Genomic DNA, 18,617 nt, shown 5'->3' on the forward strand with positions numbered 1-18,617 from the left:
TCCTACTCCGCGCGAGCGGCGGTGAGATGTTCCGCGTGTTCCTGGAGGGAACGCACGCCCACATCACCACGGGACATCGCCTCGATGCCCTGGACCGCGGCGGCGAGGGCCTGGACCGTGGTGAGGCAGGGGATGGCGCGGGTGATGGCGGCGGTGCGGATGTCGTAGCCGTCGAGGCGGCCGCCGGTGCCGTAGGGGGTGTTGACGATGAGGTCGACCTGACCGTCGTGGATGAGCTGGACGATGGTCTTCTCGCCGTGCGGGCCTTCGCCTTCGCTGTGCTTGCGGACGACGGTGGCCTTGATGCCGTTGCGGCGCAGGACTTCGGCGGTGCCGGAGGTGGCCAGCAGCTCGAAGCCGTGGGCGACCAGTTCGCGGGCGGGGAAGATCATGGAGCGCTTGTCGCGGTTGGCGACGGAGACGAAGGCCCGGCCCTTGGTGGGCAGGGCGCCGTACGCGCCGGACTGGGATTTGGCGTAGGCGGTGCCGAAGACGGTGTCGATGCCCATGACCTCGCCGGTGGAGCGCATCTCGGGGCCCAGAACGGTGTCGACGCCCTGGCCGGCCGCGTCCCGGAACCGCGACCAGGGCATGACGGCCTCCTTGACGGAGATCGGCGCGTCCAGCGGCAGGGTCCCGCCGTCGCCGGTCGCGGGGAGCATGCCCTCGGCCCGCAGTTCGGCGACGGTGGCGCCCAGGGAGATCCGGGCGGCGGCCTTGGCCAGCGGCACCGCGGTGGCCTTGGAGGTGAACGGCACGGTGCGCGAGGCACGCGGGTTGGCTTCCAGGACGTAGAGGATGTCACCGGCCATCGCGAACTGGATGTTGATCAGGCCCCGTACGCCCACCCCGCGGGCGATGGCCTCGGTGGAGGCCCGCAGCCGCTTGATGTCGTACCCGCCCAGCGTGATGGGCGGCAGCGCGCACGCGGAGTCACCGGAGTGGATCCCGGCCTCCTCGATGTGCTCCATGACCCCGCCGAGGTAGAGCTCATGGCCGTCGTAGAGGGCATCGACGTCGATTTCGATGGCGTCGTCGAGGAAGCGGTCGATCAGCACCGGGTGCTCGGAGATGAGCCCCGCGTGCCGGGTGAGGTACCCGGCGAGGGACGCCTCGTCGTAGACGATCTCCATCCCGCGGCCGCCCAGGACGTAGGAGGGGCGGACCATGACCGGGTAGCCGATCTCCGCGGCGATCGTCTTGGCCTCGTCGAAGGAGAACGCGGTGCCGTACTTCGGCGCCGGCAGTCCGGCCTCGGCCAGCACCCGGCCGAACGCCCCTCGCTCCTCGGCCAGATCGATCGCCTCCGGCGACGTCCCGGCGATCGGCACGCCGTTGTCCTTGAGCGCCTGCGCCAGCCCCAGCGGGGTCTGCCCGCCCAGCTGGACGAGGACGCCCGCCACCGGCCCGGCCTGCTGCTCGGCGTGGACGATCTCCAGCACGTCCTCAAGGGTGAGCGGCTCGAAGTAGAGGCGGTCGGAGGTGTCGTAGTCGGTCGAGACGGTCTCCGGGTTGCAGTTGACCATCACCGTCTCGAACCCCGCCTGCGACAGCGCGAAGGACGCGTGCACACAGGAGTAGTCGAACTCGATGCCCTGCCCGATCCGGTTGGGCCCCGACCCCAGGATGATCACCGCCGGCTTGCTGCGCGGCGCGACCTCGCTCTCCTCGTCGTAGGAGGAGTAGAAGTACGGGGTGCGGGCGGCGAACTCCGCCGCGCACGTGTCGACGGTCTTGTAGACGGGGCGGATGCCCAGTGCGTGGCGGACCTCGCGCACCACGTCCTCGCCCAGCCCCCGGATCCCGGCGATCTGCGCGTCGGAGAAGCCCAGCCGCTTCGCGTCCGCGAGGATCTGCGGGCCGAGCTCGCCGGCCGCCGCGATCTCGTCCGCGGTCTCCTTGATCAGGAAGAGCTGGTCGACGAACCACGGGTCGATCTTCGTGGCCTCGTACACCTCCTCCGCACCGGCACCGGCCCGGATCGCCGCCATGACCGTGTTGATCCGCCCGTCGGTGGGCACCCGCGCCTTCGCCAGCAGCGCCGCCTTGTCCCCGGGCGCCGCGGTGAAGTCGAACGCGCTGCCCTTCTTCTCCAGCGACCGCAGGGCCTTGTTCAGGGCCTCGGGGAAGTTCCGGCCGATCGCCATCGCCTCACCGACCGACTTCATGGTGGTGGTGAGGGTGGCGTCGGCGGCCGGGAACTTCTCGAACGCGAATCGCGGCACCTTCACGACGACGTAGTCCAGCGCCGGCTCGAAGGATGCCGGGGTCTTCTCCGTGATGTCGTTGGGAATCTCGTCCAGCGTGTAACCGACGGCGAGACGCGCCGCGATCTTCGCGATCGGGAAACCCGTCGCCTTCGACGCCAGCGCCGACGACCGCGACACCCGCGGATTCATCTCGATGACGATGATCCGCCCGTCCACCGGATTCACCGCGAACTGAATATTGCAGCCCCCGGTGTCGACCCCCACCTCGCGGATGATGGCGATGCCCACATCCCGGAGCGTCTGGTACTCCCGGTCGGTGAGCGTCATCGCCGGAGCCACCGTGATCGAGTCACCGGTGTGCACGCCCATCGGATCGAAGTTCTCGATCGAGCACACGACCACGACATTGTCGTGCCGGTCGCGCATGAGCTCCAGCTCGTACTCCTTCCACCCCAGGATCGACTCCTCCAGGAGCACCTCGGTGGTCGGGGACAACGCCAGGCCCTGCCCCGCGATGCGCCGCAACTCCTCCTCGTCGTGCGCGAAACCCGAACCCGCGCCGCCCATCGTGAACGAGGGACGCACCACCACCGGGTAGCCGCCGAGCGAATCCACGCCCGCCAGCACCTCGTCCATCGAGTGGCAGATCACCGAACGCGCCGACTCACCGTGGCCGATCCGGGCGTGGACGGCCTCCACCACACCCTTGAACAGCTCGCGGTCCTCGCCCTTGTGGATCGCCTCCACATTCGCGCCGATCAACTCGACGCCGTACTTCTCCAGCACCCCCTGCTCGTGCATCGAGATCGCGGTGTTCAGCGCCGTCTGCCCGCCCAGCGTCGGCAGCAGCGCATCCGGCCGCTCCTTCGCGATGATCTTCTCCACGAACTCCGGCGTGATCGGCTCCACATACGTGGCGTCCGCGATCTCCGGATCCGTCATGATCGTCGCCGGATTCGAGTTGATCAGAATGACGCGCAGGCCCTCGGCCTTCAGCACGCGGCACGCCTGGGTACCGGAATAGTCGAACTCGGCGGCCTGACCGATGACGATCGGACCGGAACCGATGACCAGAACGGACTGGATATCGGAGCGCTTAGGCACGCTGGCCCTCCATCAGGGAAACGAAGCGGTCGAAGAGGTACGCGGCGTCGTGCGGACCCGCGGCGGCCTCGGGGTGGTACTGGACGCTGAAGGCCGGCTGGTCGAGGAGGCGCAGACCCTCCACCACGTTGTCGTTCAGGCAGACGTGGGAGACCTCGGCGCGGCCGTAGGGGGTGTCGGAGACGCTGTCGAGCGGTGCGTCGACGGCGAATCCGTGGTTGTGCGCGGTGACCTCGACCTTGCCGGTGGTGCGGTCCTGCACCGGCTGGTTGATGCCGCGGTGGCCGTACTTGAGCTTGTAGGTGCCGAAGCCCAGCGCGCGGCCCAGGATCTGGTTGCCGAAGCAGATGCCGAACAGCGGCGTCCGGCGCTCCAGGACGCTCCGCATGACGGAGACCGGGTGGTCGGCGGTCGACGGGTCGCCGGGGCCGTTGGAGAAGAACACCCCGTCCGGCCCGACCGCGTACACATCCTCGGCCGTGGCCGTGGCGGGCAGCACATGCACCTCGATGCCGCGCTCGGCCATGCGGTGCGGGGTCATGCCCTTGATGCCCAGGTCGATCGCGGCGACCGTGAACTTCTTCGTGCCGATGGCCGGCACGACGTAGGGCTCCTTGGTGGCGACCTCGGCGGAGAGGTCGGCGCCCTGCATCTCGGGCGTCTGGCGCACCTTGGCGAGCATCGTGCCCTCGTCGGGCAGCGCCTCGCCGGAGAAGATGCCGACCCGCATGGCACCGCGCTCGCGCAGGTGCCGGGTGAGCGCGCGGGTGTCGATCCCGCTGATGCCCACGACGCGCTGGGCGACCAGTTCATCGTCCAGCGAGCGCACCGAGCGCCAGTTGGAGGGGATCCGCGCGGGGTCACGGACCACGAAGCCGGAGACCCAGATCCGCTGTGACTCCGGGTCCTCGTCGTTCACGCCGGTGTTGCCGATGTGCGGGGCGGTCATGACGACCACCTGGCGGTGGTAGGACGGGTCGGTCAGGGTCTCCTGGTAGCCGGTCATGCCGGTGGAGAACACCGCCTCGCCGAAGGTCTCCCCCACGGCCCCGTAGGCGCGGCCGCGGAAGCTGCGGCCGTCCTCCAGGACGAGTACGGCGGAAACCTTCGCGGTTCCCCTGGTGGAGGTGGTCATCGTGCGCCTTCCGTTTCGGTGTGCTCGGTGGTGCTGTGGGCGGTGCCGAGTGCGTTGAGGGCCTCGACCCAGGCCGGGTGCTCGGCCGCCCGGTCGCCGCGGAACCCGGAGTCGAGCTGCTTGTTCCCGTGCTCCCAGGTGACGATCAGCAGGCCGCCCTCGGGGAGGACCTTGCCCGCGATGCCCTTGTCGAGGCGGGCGCCGCGCAGCGCGGCGGCCGGTACGAAGAAGTCCTGCGCCCCGGGCCGTACGACGTGCAGGCCCTGGTCGGTCAGGGTCAGCTCGGCGCGGCTGCGGGTGCCCAGACCGCGCGCCACGATCCGGTCGAGCCACTGGCCGGCGGTCGTGGAGCCGTGGTAGCGGCCGCTGAGGGTCAGCCGCGGCTCGCCGGGCTCCGCGGGTGCGGCGGGCAGCTCGGGCAGATCGCCCTGGAGCGTGCCGCGCCATTTCCAGCCCTCGCGCATCAGCCAGTAGACGAGCGCGATGAAGAGCAGCAGACCGACGACCCAGGCGATCCGTGCCGCCCAGTCGGTGACCGGCGCGGACTGCTGCGCGGCGGCCAGTTGGAACAGAGGAGAAGTCACGCCAGAATCCCGTCGACAACCGTTGCCCGGCCCCGCAGGAAGGTGTGTGTGACGCGTCCCGGCAGCTCACGGCCCTCGTAGGGGGTGTTGCGGCTGCGGGAGGCGAAGCCCGCGGGGTCCACCACTCCACGGTATGCGGAATCGACCAGCGTGAGGTTGGCGGGCTCGCCCGCCGCTATGGGCCGTCCGTGCCCTTCGAGGCGGCCGATGTGCGCGGGGCGGAAGGACATCCGGTCGGCGACGCCGGCCCAGTCCAGCAGCCCGCTGTCGACCATCGTGTGCTGGACGACGGAGAGCGCGGTCTCCAGGCCGACCATGCCCATGGCCGCGGCGCCCCACTCGCAGTCCTTGTCCTCGTGCGGGTGCGGGGCGTGGTCGGTGGCGACGCAGTCGATGGTGCCGTCGGCGAGCGCCTCGCGCAGCGCCAGCACGTCGGCCTCGGTGCGCAGCGGCGGGTTCACCTTGTAGACGGGGTTGTAGGACCGGACGAGTTCGTCGGTGAGGAGGAGGTGGTGCGGGGTGACCTCGGCGGTGACGTCCCAGCCCTTGGACTTGGCCCAGCGGACCAGTTCCACGGAGCCCGCGGTCGAGAGGTGGCAGATGTGCACGCGGGAGCCGACGTGCGCGGCGAGCAGTACATCGCGGGCGATGATCGACTCCTCCGCGACGGCCGGCCAGCCGCCGAGGCCCAGTTCGGCGGAGACGACGCCCTCGTTCATCTGGGCGCCCTCGGTGAGCCGCGGCTCCTGGGCGTGCTGGGCGACGACGCCGTCGAACGCCTTCACGTACTCCAGGGCGCGTCGCATGATGACGGCGTCGTCCACGCACTTGCCGTCGTCGGAGAAGACCCGGACACCGGCCGCGGAGTCGTGCATCGCGCCGAGTTCGGCGAGCTGCCGGCCCGCCAGGCCGACCGTCACCGCGCCGACCGGCTGGACGTCGCAGTAGCCGGACTCGCGGCCCAGCCGCCAGACCTGCTCGACGACGCCCGCGGTGTCGGCGACGGGGAAGGTGTTGGCCATGGCGTGTACGGCGGTGTAGCCGCCGACGGCGGCCGCCTTGGTGCCCGTCAGGACCGTCTCCGAGTCCTCCCGGCCCGGCTCACGCAGGTGGGTGTGCAGGTCGACCAGGCCGGGCAGCAGAACCTGGCCGGCCGCCTCGATCACCCGGGCGCCGTCGGCGCTCAGCCCGGTACCGACCGCAGCGATGGTCTCGCCGTCGATCAGTACGTCCTGCGGCTCGCCGCCGAGGACGTTCACCCCGCGAATAAGGATCTTGCTCATCGGTTACTTGCTCTCCTCGGTGCGGGTGCTGGTGCCGGTGCCGGCGGTGAGGGCGGGTTCGTTGCCGCCCAGAAGCAGATAGAGGACCGCCATACGGATGCTGACACCGTTGGTGACCTGTTCGACGGCGGTGCAGCGCGGCGAGTCGGCGACCTCGGCAGTGATCTCCATACCGCGGTTCATCGGGCCGGGGTGCATCACGATCGCGTGCTCCGGCATCCGGGCCATCCGCTCGCCGTCCAGGCCGTAGCGCCGCGCGTACTCGCGCTCGGTCGGGAAGAAGGCCGCGTTCATCCGCTCGCGCTGGACGCGCAGCATCATCACCGCGTCCGACTTGGCGAGCACGGCGTCCAGGTCGTACGAGACCTCGCAGGGCCACTGCTGCACGCCGATCGGCACCAGGGTGGGCGGCGCGACCAGCGTGACCTCGGCGCCGAGCGTGGTCAGCAGGTGGACGTTGGAGCGGGCCACGCGGCTGTGCAGGATGTCGCCGACGATGGTGATCCGGCGGCCGGAGAGGTCACTGCCCACGCCCTCGCCGAGGCGGCGGCGCATGGTGAAGGCGTCCAGCAGCGCCTGGGTGGGGTGCTCGTGGGTGCCGTCACCGGCGTTGACCACCGAGCCGCCGATCCAGCCGGAGGTCGCCAGGCGGTGCGGGGCGCCGGAGTCGTGGTGCCGGATGACGACGGCGTCCGCGCCCATCGCCTCCAGCGTCAGGGCGGTGTCCTTGAGCGATTCGCCCTTGGAGACCGACGAGCCCTTCGCGGAGAAGTTGATGACGTCCGCCGAGAGCCGTTTGGCGGCCGCCTCGAAGGAGATGCGGGTGCGGGTCGAGTCCTCGAAGAAGAGGTTGACGACGGTGCGCCCCCGCAGGGTGGGGAGCTTCTTGATCGGCCGGTCCGCGACCCGGGCCATCTCCTCGGCGGTGTCGAGGATCAGGACGGCGTCGTCGCGGGTGAGGTCGGCGGCCGAGATGAGGTGACGCTTCATCCGGTTTCTCCGTGTGTGAGGGAGGTGTACGGGAATGTCCGTTGGGCAGGCAGGGGCGCGGGCCCGGGGTCACCGGGTCCGTACGCGGTGCGCTAGCGCTCGCCGGCCGGGGCGGTGTTCCGGCCGGCCGCGGCGGGCCCGTGCGACGAGCCGGTGCGGGGCGCGGCGGAGCGGACGCCGAGCAGCACGGCGTCCCGGCCGTCCTCCTCGGTGAGCTGGACCTTGACCGTCTCCCGCAGCGACGTCGGGAGGTTCTTGCCGACATAGTCGGCGCGGATCGGCAGCTCGCGGTGGCCGCGGTCGACGAGGACCGCCAGCTGCACGGCGCGCGGCCGGCCGATGTCGCCCAGGGCGTCCAGCGCGGCGCGGATCGTCCGCCCGGAGAAGAGGACGTCGTCGACGAGCAGGACGACGCGGCCCTCGATGCCGTCGGCGGGGATGTCGGTCCGGGCGAGCGCGCGGGCGGGGCCCAGCCGTAGGTCGTCGCGGTACATGGTGATGTCGAGCGAGCCGACCGGGATCGCGCGGCCGGTGATCTCTTCGAGCTTGGCGGCCAGCCGCCGGGCGAGGAACACGCCGCGGGTGGGAATCCCCAGCAGCACCACATCGTCCGCGCCCTTGGCGCGCTCGACGATCTCGTGGGCGATGCGGGTGAGCATGCGCGCGATGTCCGGGCCTTCGAGCACCGGACGCGCGGGGCCCTGAGCCCGTACGTCGGAACTGTTTGCGTCCATAAGAAACGGACCTCCTTCTCCGCCTCACGGGACGGACGTTAAAGGACGTCAAAATTACGCAGCCCAGGCTACCAGGAGCCGTCCCGGAGCCCGCGTGCACCCCTGACGGGCGAAGCGGTGGCCCGTTCGGCTTGACGAAGCAGAATTACGCTGCGTAACCTCACAGTGAGTTACCAGTCTTCGTCCGGGGAGCTTTATGTCCAGCGAATACGCCAAACAGCTCGGGGCCAAACTCCGTGCCATCCGCACCCAGCAGGGCCTCTCTCTCCATGGTGTCGAGGAGAAGTCCCAGGGCCGCTGGAAGGCCGTGGTGGTGGGCTCGTACGAGCGTGGCGACCGTGCCGTGACCGTGCAGCGCCTTGCCGAGCTCGCGGACTTCTACGGCGTGCCGGTGCAGGAGCTCCTGCCGGGCACGACGCCCGGCGGCGCGGCCGAACCGCCGCCGAAGCTGGTGCTGGACCTGGAGCGCCTCGCCCATGTCCCGCAGGAGAAGGCCGGCCCGTTGCAGCGCTACGCCGCCACGATCCAGAGCCAGCGCGGCGACTACAACGGCAAGGTCCTGTCCATCCGCCAGGACGATCTGCGCACTCTCGCGGTGATCTACGACCAGTCGCCCTCGGTGCTCACCGAGCAGCTGATCAGCTGGGGTGTGCTGGACTCCGACGCGCGCCGCGCGGTCGCCCACGACGACATCTGACACCCGCCGTCGCAGACACAGCGAAACCGCCGTCCCGGTCACCGACCGGGGCGGCGGTTTCGCTGTGTACGGCCGGGGCCTCTCCCCGTGCGACGCCCCCGGGGCCGACGCACGGGCCCAGACGGTGCCGTACGGGCATGCGAAGGGCCCGGAGCACTCCCTACCGCTCCGGGCCCGTTCACGCGCTCTGCCGTCCGCCTACCGCGTTTCGCGCCGCAGGCCCGGCTTCAGCTCCTTCAGACGGCCGAGCAGGCCGTTGACGAAGGCCGGGGAGTCGTCCGTGGAGAACTCCTTGGCGAGCTGAACCGCTTCGTCGATCGCCACCGCGTCCGGGGTGCCGTCCACCCAGATCAGCTCGTAGGCGCCGAGCCGCAGGATGTTGCGGTCGACGACCGGCATCCGGTCCAGCTCCCAGTCGACGGAGTAGGTGGCGAGGAGCTCGTCGATGCGCTCGGTGTGATCCGCGTACCCCTCGACCAGCTCCAGGGTGTACTCGTTCACCGGCGGCTGCCGGGGGTCGGTCCGGGCGTGCCGCATCCAGTCCGCGAGCACGGACTGCACATCGGCACCGCGCTGGTCGGCCTCGAAGAGGATCTGGAAGGCACGCTTACGGGCCTTGTTGCGGGCAGCCACGGTTAGCTGTTCACCCGGCCGAGGTAGTCGCCCGTGCGGGTGTCGACCTTGATCTTCTCGCCGGTCGTGATGAAGAGCGGCACCTGGATCTCGTAGCCGGTCTCCAGCTTGGCGGGCTTGGTGCCGCCGGTGGAGCGGTCGCCCTGGACACCCGGCTCGGTCTCCGCGACGATCAGCTCGACGGCGGCCGGCAGCTCGACGTAGAGCACCGAGCCCTCGTGCTGGGCCACGACGGCCTCGAAGCCCTCAAGGAGGAAGTTCGCGGCGTCACCGACGGATTTGCGGTCGACCATCAGCTGGTCGTAGGTGTCCATGTCCATGAAGACGAAGTACTCGCCGTCCATGTACGAGAACTGCATCCCGCGCTTGTCGACAGTGGCCGTCTCGACCTTCACGCCAGCGTTGAAGGTCTTGTCGACGACCTTACCGGAGAGCACATTCTTCAGCTTGGTGCGGACGAAGGCCGGGCCCTTACCGGGCTTGACGTGCTGGAACTCGACGACGGACCAGAGCTGGCCCCCTTCGAGCTTGAGCACCAGGCCGTTCTTGAGGTCGTTCGTGGAAGCCACGGTTGCGGAATCTCCTGGACTGCGGGTGATGGGTACCTCGAAACCGCACGCGGCGAGCCCGGTGGCTCACAGCGCGAGCAGCTCCTTGGTCGTGATCGTGAGTAGCTCGGGTCCGCCGTCCGCCTCGGGGCGGACGACGAGTGTGTCGTCGATCCGGACGCCGCCGCGGCCCGGGAGGTGTACCCCCGGCTCGACGGTGACCGGCACGCAAGCGTCCAGTTTACCCATGGCGGCGGGTGACAGCTGCGGGTCCTCGTCGATTTCGAGTCCGACGCCGTGCCCGGTCCACGGTCCGAGCCGCTCGCCGTGCCCCGCCGCGTCCAGTACATGGCGCGTCGCGCGGTCCACTTCGCGGCACTCCACACCCGGCGCCAGCGCCTCCCGGCCGGCCCGCTGGGCGGCGAAAACGAGATCGTAGAGCTCGATCTGCCAGTCCGCCGGCGTGGTGCCGATCACGAAGGTACGGCCGATCTCGCAGCGGTAGCCGCGGTAGCTGGCGCCCAGGCCGACGGTCAGGAAATCACCCTCCTCCACCCGCCGGTCCGTGGGCAGATGCCCGGGGCGGCCGGAGTTCGGGCCGGCCGCGACGGAGGTGGGGAAGGCCGGGCCGTCGGCGCCGTGGTCCACGAGGCGGCGCTCCAGTTCGAGCGCGAGATGCCGCTCGGTGCGGCCGACGAGGATCGATTCGAGGAGTTCGCCCAGTGCCTGGTCGGTGATCTCCGCGGCGATCCGCAGACAGGCGATCTCGTCGTCGTCCTTGACCAGCCGCTGCGCCTCGACGGCGCAGGCCAGGTCCGTGAGCCGCACCTGCGGGGCGACCTGGCCCAGCGCCCGGTGCCGGGTGACGGTGAGGTGGTGCTCCTCGACGGCCAGGATGTCCGCACCGGCCTTCGCGGCCAGATCGGCGGCGGCCACGACGGGGTCGCCGCCGCGGTTCGGCAGCACGGACACCCGTACGTCCTCGCCGGGCCGCCCCTCGGACGGGTCGCCGCTCAGCGCGCCACCGCAGAGCAGGATGTCGTCGGCCGGGCCCAGCAACAGGGCGCCGTCGGCCGGCGCGCACCCGGTGAGGTAGCGGACGTTGGCGGGGCGCGAGATCAGTGCGGCGGTGCTTCCGGTCGCCGCGCAGCGGTCGCGCAGCCGCATACGTCGGGCCGCGTACAGCTCGGACATATTCCGAGCCTACGGTCGGTCGGCGGCGACGGCCGGTCGAGAGCGGCCGGGCGGGCTAAGGGCTGTCCCGTCATACCTGGTGGATCAGCGCGCGGCATCAGATGCGGTGCATCGCACGGCGGAGGAGCGTCCGCCTACTGGTTGTATGCGGATGTTCCGACAACGCGGCGAGGTGCCGTAGCTGTCGTCGCGCGCCCGCCAGGTATGACGGGACAGCCCTCAGCGGACCGCGCACCGGGGATAGCCGCCGGGGCGCCGTACGCGTCCGGCGAGGCGGCGGCCCCGCGGGCGTCGCGTCGGCGGAGGTCCCGTCCGCTACCAGCTGGGCGGGCTGGCGATGCTGCGGGCGACGACGTCGTCCAGCACCCGGACCGTCGTGGCGACGTCGTGCGCGGAGTTGTCGATGATCGGCAGTCCGGAGCCGTACCAGCCGGCCATCCGGCCGTGTATGCGGGCCACCTCCTCGTCGGAGAGCCGGCGGTTACCGCTGCGCCTGGCGTTGCGCTCCAGCACGATCTCCAGCCCCGGCAGCAGGACGACCGGGAGCAGGCCGGGGCCCACATGGCGCTTCCAGCCGCCGAGGCCGACGACCGGTCGGTCCGGGAAGACCGCGTCGTCGAGGATGCAGGAGATGCCGTTGGCGAGGAAGTTACGGGCCGCGAAACCGCAGGTGCGGCGGGCCAGGCGGTACTGCGCCTCGGAGTGGTCGTTCCAGCCCGCCTGCGGGTCGGCGAACCCGGCGCGGACCCATTCGCGGACGTCGTCGAGGCTGATGTGCGCGGTCGGCACCCGCCGGATGTCGGCCCAGTGGCGGGCGACGCTGGTCTTGCCCGCGCCGGCCGGGCCGATGAGCAGCACCGCGACGGCCGCGTGCGCGGCGTCCTGCGCGGCGCTGTCGGCCGGCGGGCTGGGCAGCGCCACCGGGGCGCCGGGGGGCAGCCGGACATGGCCGGCGAGGTCCGCGCTGTGCGGGGCGGGCGGGGCCTGCCGCGGCGCGGGGCCGCCCCAGCCGGGACCGGGGCCGCCGGGCGCGGGCGGGGCCGGCGGAGCGGCGGGAGCCGGGGGGACCGGCGGGGACGGTGGCGAGCCGGGCGGTATCGGAGGGCCGGGGCGGGGCGTCCAGTGCATATCGGCCCCCGGTCCCGGCACCTGCCGACGGGGCGGAGGCAGCGGGGCCCCCACTGCGTGCTGCATCCGGTGGCTCTCCGTCTCGTGCGGTGGACTTGGGGCAGTGCCGCGCGGTGCGCGGGCGCCGGGCCGCACCGCGCGGTACGGCGTGCGGCAACCGACCGGCCCGGCCGGGGCGTTGTGCCGCACGGCCGTCGGCGTGGGCGGCGCTGCTGCGAACCGTACCGCCCCCGGCGTTCGGGGGGTGAACGTCCGGGGGCGGTACGGAGTGCCCGGCAGGGCTCAGTCGCGCAGCTCGTCGGCGAGGGCGCGCAGCGCGAGACGGTACGAGCCGATGCCGAAGCCGGCGACCGTACCGCTGGCGACGGCCGCGATGACCGAATTGTGGCGGAACTCCTCGCGGGCGTACGGATTCGAGATGTGCACCTCGATGAGCGGGGCGGTGCGCTGGGCGGCCGCGTCCCGCATGCCGTACGAGTAGTGCGTGAAGGCACCGGGGTTGAGGACGACCGGAATCGTTCCGTCCGCCGCCTCGTGCAGCCAGCGGATCAGCTCGCCCTCGTCGTTGGTCTCCCGGACCTCGACGTCGAACCCCAGCTCCGTGCCGAGCGCGGTGCACTGCTCGACCAGCCCGGCGTAGGAGGTGGCGCCGTACACATCGGGCTCACGGGAGCCCAGCCGGCCGAGGTTGGGGCCATTCAGGACGAGGACCCGGCGGTTCATTCGGCGATCTCCGCGTGCGCGGCGAGCAGCATGGCCGGGTCCGGGCCTTCGAGGACGGTCGGCCTGGCGAGGCCGTCCAGGACGATGAAGCGCAGCCGGTCGCCGCGGGACTTCTTGTCGACCCGCATGGTCTCCAGGAGCTTGGGCCACTGGTCGCCGCGGTACGTCAGCGGCAGGCCCACGGAGGCCAGCACGGTGCGGTGCCGGTCGGCGGTGGCGTCGTCCAGGCGGCCCGCGATACGGCCCAGTTCGGCGGCGAACACCATGCCGACGGAGACCGCGGCACCGTGCCGCCAGTTGTAGCGCTCGTTCTTCTCGATGGCGTGCGCCAGGGTGTGGCCGTAGTTGAGGATCTCGCGCAGACCGGATTCCCTGAGGTCGGCGGAGACCACCTCGGCCTTGACCCGGATCGCCCGCTCGATCAGCTCGCAGGTGTGCGCACCGTCCGGGCGCTTGGCCGCCTCCGGGTCCGCCTCGATCAGGTCCAGGATCGCCGGGTCGGCGATGAAGCCGGCCTTGATCACCTCGGCCAGGCCGGAGACGTAGTCGTGCACCGGGAGGGAGTCGAGCGCGGCCAGGTCGCACAGCACACCGGCCGGCGGGTGGAAGGCGCCGACGAGGTTCTTGCCCTCGGCGGTGTTGATGCCGGTCTTGCCGCCGACCGCCGCGTCCACCATGCCCAGCACCGTCGTCGGCACCGCGATCCAGCGCACCCCGCGCAGCCAGGTCGCCGCCACGAAGCCCGCCAGGTCCGTGGTGGCGCCGCCGCCGACCCCGACGATCACATCGCTGCGGGTGAAGCCGGTCTGGCCCAGGGCCTTCCAGCAGTACGCCGCGACCTCGGCCGTCTTGGCCTCCTCGGCGTTCGGCAGCTGGATCGCGATCGCCTCGAAGCCCTGGGACGCCAGGTCCTCGCGCAGCGCCTCGCCGGTGGCGGCCAGCGCCTCGGGGTGCAGCACCGCGACCCGCTTCACGCCCGCCCCGATCAGGCCGGGCAGCTCACCGAGCAGCTGCCGCCCGACGAGCACCTCGTACGGCTCGGTGCCCGCCGTACCGCCGACCTGGATACGGGTGGCCTGCTCCGTCATGCCTCTTCCTTCCTGTGGGCGGCCCGCGGGGCGTCGCCCGCGGCCGGCCGTAGCTCCAAAGCGTCCAGGACCGCGTCGGCGACGTCCTCGGGGGCGCGTCCGCCGGTGTCGATCACGGCGCGCGCGACCTCGGTGTACAGCGGGCGGCGCGCGGTCATCAGCTCGCGCCAGCGCTGCCGCGGATTGACCGCGAGCAGCGGGCGCGGCGCGTCCAGGCCGACCCGCTTGACGGCGTCGGCGAGCGGCACGTCCAGGAAGACGACGGGCAGGCCCGTCAGCAGCTTCCGGGTACCGGCGTCCATGATCGCGCCGCCGCCGAGCGACAGGACGCCCGGGTGGCCGGCGAGCGCGGCCTGTACGGCCGCCCGCTCCAGGTCGCGGAAGTGCGGCTCGCCCTCGTCGATGAAGATCTCCGCGATCGGCTTGCCGGCCGTGGCGACGATATCGGCGTCGGTGTCCCGGTAGCCGGCGCCGAGCCGCTCGGCCAGCAGCGCGCCCACCGTGGACTTGCCGGCCCCGGGCGGGCCGATCAGTACGACGGCCGGCGACGTCACTTGATCGCCAGGTTGTCGAGGAAGCCCCGCACGTTGCGGCGGGTCTCGGGGACGCTGTCGCCGCCGAACTTCTCGACGACCGCGTCGGCCAGGACGAGCGCGACCATGGCCTCGGCGACGATGCCGGCGGCCGGGACCGCGCAGACGTCGGAGCGCTGGTGGTGCGCCTTGGTCGCCTCGCCCGTGCTGACATCGACGGTCGCCAGCGCCCGCGGCACGGTCGCGATCGGCTTCATCGCCGCCCGCACCCGCAGCAGTTCACCGGTCGTCAGCCCGCCCTCGGTGCCCCCGGAGCGGCCCGTCGTACGCCTGATCCCGCCGTCGGTCGACACGATCTCGTCGTGCGCCTTGGACCCCGGCACCCGCGCCAGCTCGAAGCCGTCGCCGACCTCGACACCCTTGATGGCCTGGATGCCCATCAGGGCGGCGGCCAGCCGGGCGTCCAGCCGACGGTCCCAGTGCACATGCGAACCGAGGCCCACCGGCACGCCGTACGCCAGCACCTCGACCACCCCGCCCAGGGTGTCGCCGTCCTTGTGGGCCTGGTCGATCTCGGCGACCATCGCCTTGCTCGCGGCCGCGTCCAGGCAGCGCACCGGGTCCGCGTCCAGCTTCTCGACGTCGGAGGGCTCGGGGTAGACGCCGTAGGGGGCCTTCGCCGCGGCCAGTTCGACGACGTGCGAGACGATCTCGATGCCGGTCGTCTCCTTGAGGAAGGAGCGGGCGACGGCGCCCAGCGCGACGCGGGCGGCGGTCTCCCGGGCCGACGCGCGCTCCAGGATCGGACGGGCCTCGTCGAAGCCGTACTTCTGCATCCCCGCGAGGTCCGCGTGGCCGGGGCGGGGGCGGGTCAGCGGGGCGTTACGGGCCAGCGCGGCCAGCTCCGCCGCGTCGACCGGGTCGGCCGCCATCACCTGTTCCCACTTGGGCCACTCGGTGTTGCCGACCATCACCGCCACCGGCGAGCCCAGCGACAGACCGTGCCGCACCCCGCCCAGGAAGGTGACCTCGTCCCGTTCGAACTTCATCCGGGCACCGCGGCCGTAGCCCAGCCGGCGCCGGGCCAGCGCGTCCGCCACCAAGTCCGTGGTGATCGGAACCCCGGCCGGAAGGCCCTCCAATGTCGCCACGAGTGCGGGGCCGTGCGACTCCCCCGCCGTCAGCCAGCGCAACCTGCTCAACGGTGCTCCTCATGTACTGCTCATCCGCGTACGGTCTCCCCCTGATCCTCCCACGTCGCGCCGGACGGGCGGGGTCCCGTCCAGGGAACGGACCCGGTGCGGGCGGGGCAAACGGAGGCGGTACGGGTGCGCGGTGCGGCGGTTCAGCGCGCCGCGAGTGCCGCCTCGCCCGCCGTGCGCATCGCGGCCAGCGGCACCGGCGCCCGTCCGGTCATCTGCTCCACCTGGAACACCGCCTGGTGCACGAGGAGATCGAGACCGCCGACGACCGCCCCGCCGCGCGCGGCCCAGGCGGCGGCCAGCGCCGTCGGCCAGGGCTCGTAGAGGACGTCGAAGAGCGTGCCGGGGCAGTCGGGTACGGCGGCGGCGAGCGCGTCGGTGGTGCCGGCCGGGGTGGTGGCGATGGTCAGCGGCGCCGTGAGGGCCTCGGCGGCGTCGTCCCACGGGGCGGTACGGACGGTGACGCCCAGCCGCTCGCCCCAGCCGCGCATCTCGTCGGCGCGCGCCGCGCTGCGGACATAGGCGGTCACCTCACCGGCGCAGATCCGGGAGAGCGCGGCGAGCGCCGAGGAGGCGGTGGCGCCGGCGCCCAGGACCGAGGCCCGTTCGACCCGTTCGACACCGCGCTCGCGCAGCGCGGCGAGGATGCCGGGGATGTCGGTGTTGTCGCCGAGGCGGCGCCCGTCAGCCGTCAGCACGACGGTGTTCACCGCCTCCACCGAGGACGCGGTGGCGCTGATCCCGTCGAGCAGCGGGATCACGGCGCGCTTGAGCGGCATGGTCAGCGAGAGCCCCGCCCAGGTGGCGTCCAGCCCCGCCATGAAGGCGGGCAGCGCCGCCTCGTCGACCTCGTGGCGGCCGTACTCCCAGCCCGTCAGCCCCAGTGCGTCGTAGGCGGCGCGGTGCAGCACCGGCGAGAGGGAGTGGGCGATGGGCGATCCGAGGACCGCCGCCTTCTTGTTGTCCGGCACGGTCCCGCCCTCAGTTCTTTTTCTGCCGCTCGTTGAACTCATTGACCAACTTGTCGTGGTCGGTCAGATTCGTGGTGAATTCCGTCGTCTTCCCGTCGACCGAGACGAAGTAGAGCCACTTCTGCGTGTTGTCCGGATTGATCACGGCCTTCAGCGCTTCCGCACCCGGATTCCCGATCGGACCGGGCGGCAGACCCTGGTTGCGATACGTGTTGTACGGGTCGACGTAGTTCCGGATCTCCTTCAGACTTATGTTGATTTTACTCTGGTTCTTCAGATAGTTGTAGGTCGAGTCGAATTCAAGTTTCTGGTTCGAGTCCACATTCGTCGGGGCGAGCCGGTTGTAGATGACGGCGGCCATTTTACGGAAGTCGTCGTGCGTCCTGCCTTCGGCCTGGGTGAGGCTGGCGACGGTCAGGAGTTCCAGGGGCGACTTCAGATGGAATTCCTTGGCCTTCCCCGGCAGATCGTACTTCTCGTACTCGTGAGTGGCCCGGTTCACCATCTCCTTGAGGACGTCCACCGGCTTCGCTTTCTCGCCCACGCTGTACGTCGAGGGATAGAGGAAACCTTCCAGCGGGTCCTTGATATTCGGGACACTGTTGGCCCAGGAAGGCAGCCCGAGATTCTTGACCTGGCTGACGGCGACGTCCTTGGTGGTGCCCGCCTTGAGATTGAGCTTTTTGTCGATGAGCTCGTATACCGCACCGGCCCGCAGGCCCTCACTTATTGTCAGGCCATTGCGGCTCTTGGGGTCCAGCATCAGATCGACGGCCGCGGCCGCGGACATTTCCTTGCGCAGCGAATAAACGCCCGCCGGGAGACCCTGCGCCTTCTTGTTCTCATCCACCGCCTGGGTGAACGCACCGGCACTCTTGACGACGCCCGCACGCTTGAGAATCGCGCCCATTTCCGAGACCAGCGCACCGGGCGGAATCTCGACCTGTACGGCTTCGGAGCCGTCGCCCTCGAAGTCCGGCGGCGGCGCGAAGTGGCTCTGGTAGAAGTCGTAGCCGAAGTAGCCGACGGTGCCCACGACGCCGGCGATCGCCACGGTGACGACCAGGCAGGCGACGCCGCTGCGCCGTTTGTTCTTCTTGCCGCGGCGTTCGCGGCCGTCCCGGCGCCGCTCGCGGGGGGCGGGACGCGCGTCGGCCTCGTCGTCGCCGTCGCCGTCCCCGGCGAAGAACGCGGGTTCCGGTTCCCGTTCGCGAGGCTCCGGTTCGTGCGGCTGCGGTTCGTGCAGCTCCGGTCCCGGCCGGTCCGGCTCCGCGCGCCAGTCGTCGCCGGTGCCGTCCGGGTACGGCGGCCCGGTCTGCTGCGGGTGCTGCGACTGCGGGTACTGATCCTGCTGCCGGTACTGCTCCTGCTGCGGATACTGCTCTTGCTGCGGGTGCTGTCCTTGCTGCGGCTGCTGAGGGTGCTGGCCTTGCTGCGGATACTGCGGCGGCTGCTGTTGCGGGTACGGCTGCTGCTGTTGCGGCTGCTGGCGCCCGTGCTGGGGCTGCGGCGGCGGGTAGGCGTCCGGGGTGCCGTAGTAATCCGGGGTCGCCCCGTGGTAGGGATCGACCGGCGGCTGCTGGCCATAGGGGTCGTACGGGTCGTACGACTGCTGCGCACCGTGGACACCGTGCCAGTCCCCGTTGTACTGGTGCTGGGGATGCGGGGCGGACTGCGGTCCGCCCCACTGAGGCTGCTGCTCCCGGCCTCCGTAGGGACCCTGGTCTCCGTAGAGCGGGTCCTCGGGATGCCACGGTTCGGAGCCATAGCCCCGGCCATACTCGGTCATCGATCCCCTAGAGCCGAGAGGCGGTGCGCTCCTGACTGGCAGCGCGCTTGCTGTGTCGATCCGCCTCTTCC

17 protein-coding genes are annotated in these 18,617 nt (G+C 71.2%); 1 reads left to right on the top strand and 16 read right to left on the bottom strand.

The genetic code is table 11. The features are described from left to right. Positions 1–2 precede the first annotated feature (2 nt). From carB to pyrR, 6 genes are all read right to left on the bottom strand, one after another. Positions 3–3,314, bottom strand: a complete 3,312-nt coding sequence (gene carB / locus ACLJWH_RS18595) for a carbamoyl-phosphate synthase large subunit (RefSeq protein ID WP_411142838.1) — start codon at positions 3,312–3,314, stop codon at positions 3–5. Then, positions 3,307–4,449 carry a glutamine-hydrolyzing carbamoyl-phosphate synthase small subunit gene (gene carA / locus ACLJWH_RS18600; protein ID WP_411142839.1) on the bottom strand — a complete coding sequence of 381 codons (1,143 nt, stop codon included), beginning with the start codon at positions 4,447–4,449 and terminating at the stop codon, positions 3,307–3,309. The genes carB and carA overlap by 8 nt, the downstream gene beginning before the upstream one ends. Continuing rightward, positions 4,446–5,033, bottom strand: a complete 588-nt coding sequence (locus ACLJWH_RS18605) for a hypothetical protein (protein ID WP_411142840.1) — start codon at positions 5,031–5,033, stop codon at positions 4,446–4,448. The genes carA and ACLJWH_RS18605 overlap by 4 nt, the downstream gene beginning before the upstream one ends. After that, complete coding sequence (locus ACLJWH_RS18610) at positions 5,030–6,316, bottom strand: dihydroorotase (RefSeq protein ID WP_411142841.1); 1,287 nt, start codon at positions 6,314–6,316, stop codon at positions 5,030–5,032. Before ACLJWH_RS18610 ends, ACLJWH_RS18605 begins: the two co-directional genes overlap by 4 nt. Positions 6,317–6,319: 3 nt before the next feature. Next, positions 6,320–7,306 (bottom strand): aspartate carbamoyltransferase catalytic subunit, encoded by a 987-nt coding sequence (locus tag ACLJWH_RS18615; protein WP_411142842.1) that lies wholly within the window; start codon positions 7,304–7,306, stop codon positions 6,320–6,322. A gap of 92 nt (positions 7,307–7,398) precedes the next feature. Next, positions 7,399–8,040 (bottom strand): bifunctional pyr operon transcriptional regulator/uracil phosphoribosyltransferase PyrR, encoded by a 642-nt coding sequence (pyrR, locus tag ACLJWH_RS18620; RefSeq protein ID WP_411142843.1) that lies wholly within the window; start codon positions 8,038–8,040, stop codon positions 7,399–7,401. 196 nt (positions 8,041–8,236) lie between these two features. Between pyrR and bldD the strand changes: the two genes are divergently transcribed. Continuing rightward, positions 8,237–8,737 (top strand): transcriptional regulator BldD, encoded by a 501-nt coding sequence (gene bldD, locus ACLJWH_RS18625; protein WP_052853554.1) that lies wholly within the window; start codon positions 8,237–8,239, stop codon positions 8,735–8,737. A 198-nt stretch (positions 8,738–8,935) separates the two neighbouring features. Here the strand turns inward: bldD and nusB are convergent, their stop codons facing one another. The 10 genes from nusB to mltG form a co-directional block, all read right to left on the bottom strand. Continuing rightward, positions 8,936–9,370 carry a transcription antitermination factor NusB gene (gene nusB, locus ACLJWH_RS18630; RefSeq protein WP_381714119.1) on the bottom strand — a complete coding sequence of 145 codons (435 nt, stop codon included), beginning with the start codon at positions 9,368–9,370 and terminating at the stop codon, positions 8,936–8,938. A gap of 2 nt (positions 9,371–9,372) precedes the next feature. After that, positions 9,373–9,939: an elongation factor P gene (efp, locus tag ACLJWH_RS18635; protein ID WP_052853552.1), complete on the bottom strand. Its 567-nt coding sequence runs from the start codon at positions 9,937–9,939 to the stop codon at positions 9,373–9,375. Between the two features lie 66 nt (positions 9,940–10,005). Further along, complete coding sequence (locus ACLJWH_RS18640; RefSeq protein ID WP_411142844.1) at positions 10,006–11,112, bottom strand: aminopeptidase P family protein; 1,107 nt, start codon at positions 11,110–11,112, stop codon at positions 10,006–10,008. A gap of 315 nt (positions 11,113–11,427) precedes the next feature. Next, positions 11,428–12,306 (bottom strand): Pro-rich N-terminal domain-containing protein, encoded by an 879-nt coding sequence (locus ACLJWH_RS18645; protein WP_411142845.1) that lies wholly within the window; start codon positions 12,304–12,306, stop codon positions 11,428–11,430. A 216-nt stretch (positions 12,307–12,522) separates the two neighbouring features. Continuing rightward, a complete protein-coding gene (gene aroQ, locus ACLJWH_RS18650; RefSeq protein WP_411142846.1) occupies positions 12,523–12,963 on the bottom strand; it encodes a type II 3-dehydroquinate dehydratase in 441 nt (146 codons plus the stop codon). Further along, positions 12,960–14,051, bottom strand: a complete 1,092-nt coding sequence (gene aroB / locus ACLJWH_RS18655) for a 3-dehydroquinate synthase (protein ID WP_411142847.1) — start codon at positions 14,049–14,051, stop codon at positions 12,960–12,962. Before aroB ends, aroQ begins: the two co-directional genes overlap by 4 nt. Continuing rightward, positions 14,048–14,605, bottom strand: coding sequence for a shikimate kinase (locus ACLJWH_RS18660; protein ID WP_367429883.1), 558 nt, complete (start codon positions 14,603–14,605; stop codon positions 14,048–14,050). Before ACLJWH_RS18660 ends, aroB begins: the two co-directional genes overlap by 4 nt. Continuing rightward, a complete protein-coding gene (gene aroC / locus ACLJWH_RS18665; protein ID WP_411142848.1) occupies positions 14,602–15,786 on the bottom strand; it encodes a chorismate synthase in 1,185 nt (394 codons plus the stop codon). The genes ACLJWH_RS18660 and aroC overlap by 4 nt, the downstream gene beginning before the upstream one ends. A gap of 143 nt (positions 15,787–15,929) precedes the next feature. Then, positions 15,930–16,799 carry a shikimate dehydrogenase gene (locus ACLJWH_RS18670; RefSeq protein ID WP_411142849.1) on the bottom strand — a complete coding sequence of 290 codons (870 nt, stop codon included), beginning with the start codon at positions 16,797–16,799 and terminating at the stop codon, positions 15,930–15,932. Then, a complete protein-coding gene (mltG, locus tag ACLJWH_RS18675) occupies positions 16,768–18,546 on the bottom strand; it encodes an endolytic transglycosylase MltG (protein WP_411142850.1) in 1,779 nt (592 codons plus the stop codon). Before mltG ends, ACLJWH_RS18670 begins: the two co-directional genes overlap by 32 nt. Positions 18,547–18,617 lie beyond the last annotated feature (71 nt).

The sequence above is a fragment of the Streptomyces sp. x-80 genome (assembly GCF_046549095.1).
GTDB lineage: Bacteria > Actinomycetota > Actinomycetes > Streptomycetales > Streptomycetaceae > Streptomyces > Streptomyces celluloflavus.

Coding starts and splice junctions, on each gene's coding strand:
- carA (WP_411142839.1), bottom strand. CDS start 4,449: ATGACCACCTCCACCAGGGGAACCGCGAAGGTTTCCGCCGTACTCGTC.
- ACLJWH_RS18610 (WP_411142841.1), bottom strand. CDS start 6,316: ATGAGCAAGATCCTTATTCGCGGGGTGAACGTCCTCGGCGGCGAGCCG.
- ACLJWH_RS18615 (WP_411142842.1), bottom strand. CDS start 7,306: ATGAAGCGTCACCTCATCTCGGCCGCCGACCTCACCCGCGACGACGCC.
- pyrR (WP_411142843.1), bottom strand. CDS start 8,040: ATGGACGCAAACAGTTCCGACGTACGGGCTCAGGGCCCCGCGCGTCCG.
- bldD (WP_052853554.1), top strand. CDS start 8,237: ATGTCCAGCGAATACGCCAAACAGCTCGGGGCCAAACTCCGTGCCATC.
- ACLJWH_RS18640 (WP_411142844.1), bottom strand. CDS start 11,112: ATGTCCGAGCTGTACGCGGCCCGACGTATGCGGCTGCGCGACCGCTGC.
- ACLJWH_RS18645 (WP_411142845.1), bottom strand. CDS start 12,306: ATGCAGCACGCAGTGGGGGCCCCGCTGCCTCCGCCCCGTCGGCAGGTG.
- aroQ (WP_411142846.1), bottom strand. CDS start 12,963: ATGAACCGCCGGGTCCTCGTCCTGAATGGCCCCAACCTCGGCCGGCTG.
- aroB (WP_411142847.1), bottom strand. CDS start 14,051: ATGACGGAGCAGGCCACCCGTATCCAGGTCGGCGGTACGGCGGGCACC.
- ACLJWH_RS18670 (WP_411142849.1), bottom strand. CDS start 16,799: ATGAGTTCAACGAGCGGCAGAAAAAGAACTGAGGGCGGGACCGTGCCG.
- mltG (WP_411142850.1), bottom strand. CDS start 18,546: ATGACCGAGTATGGCCGGGGCTATGGCTCCGAACCGTGGCATCCCGAG.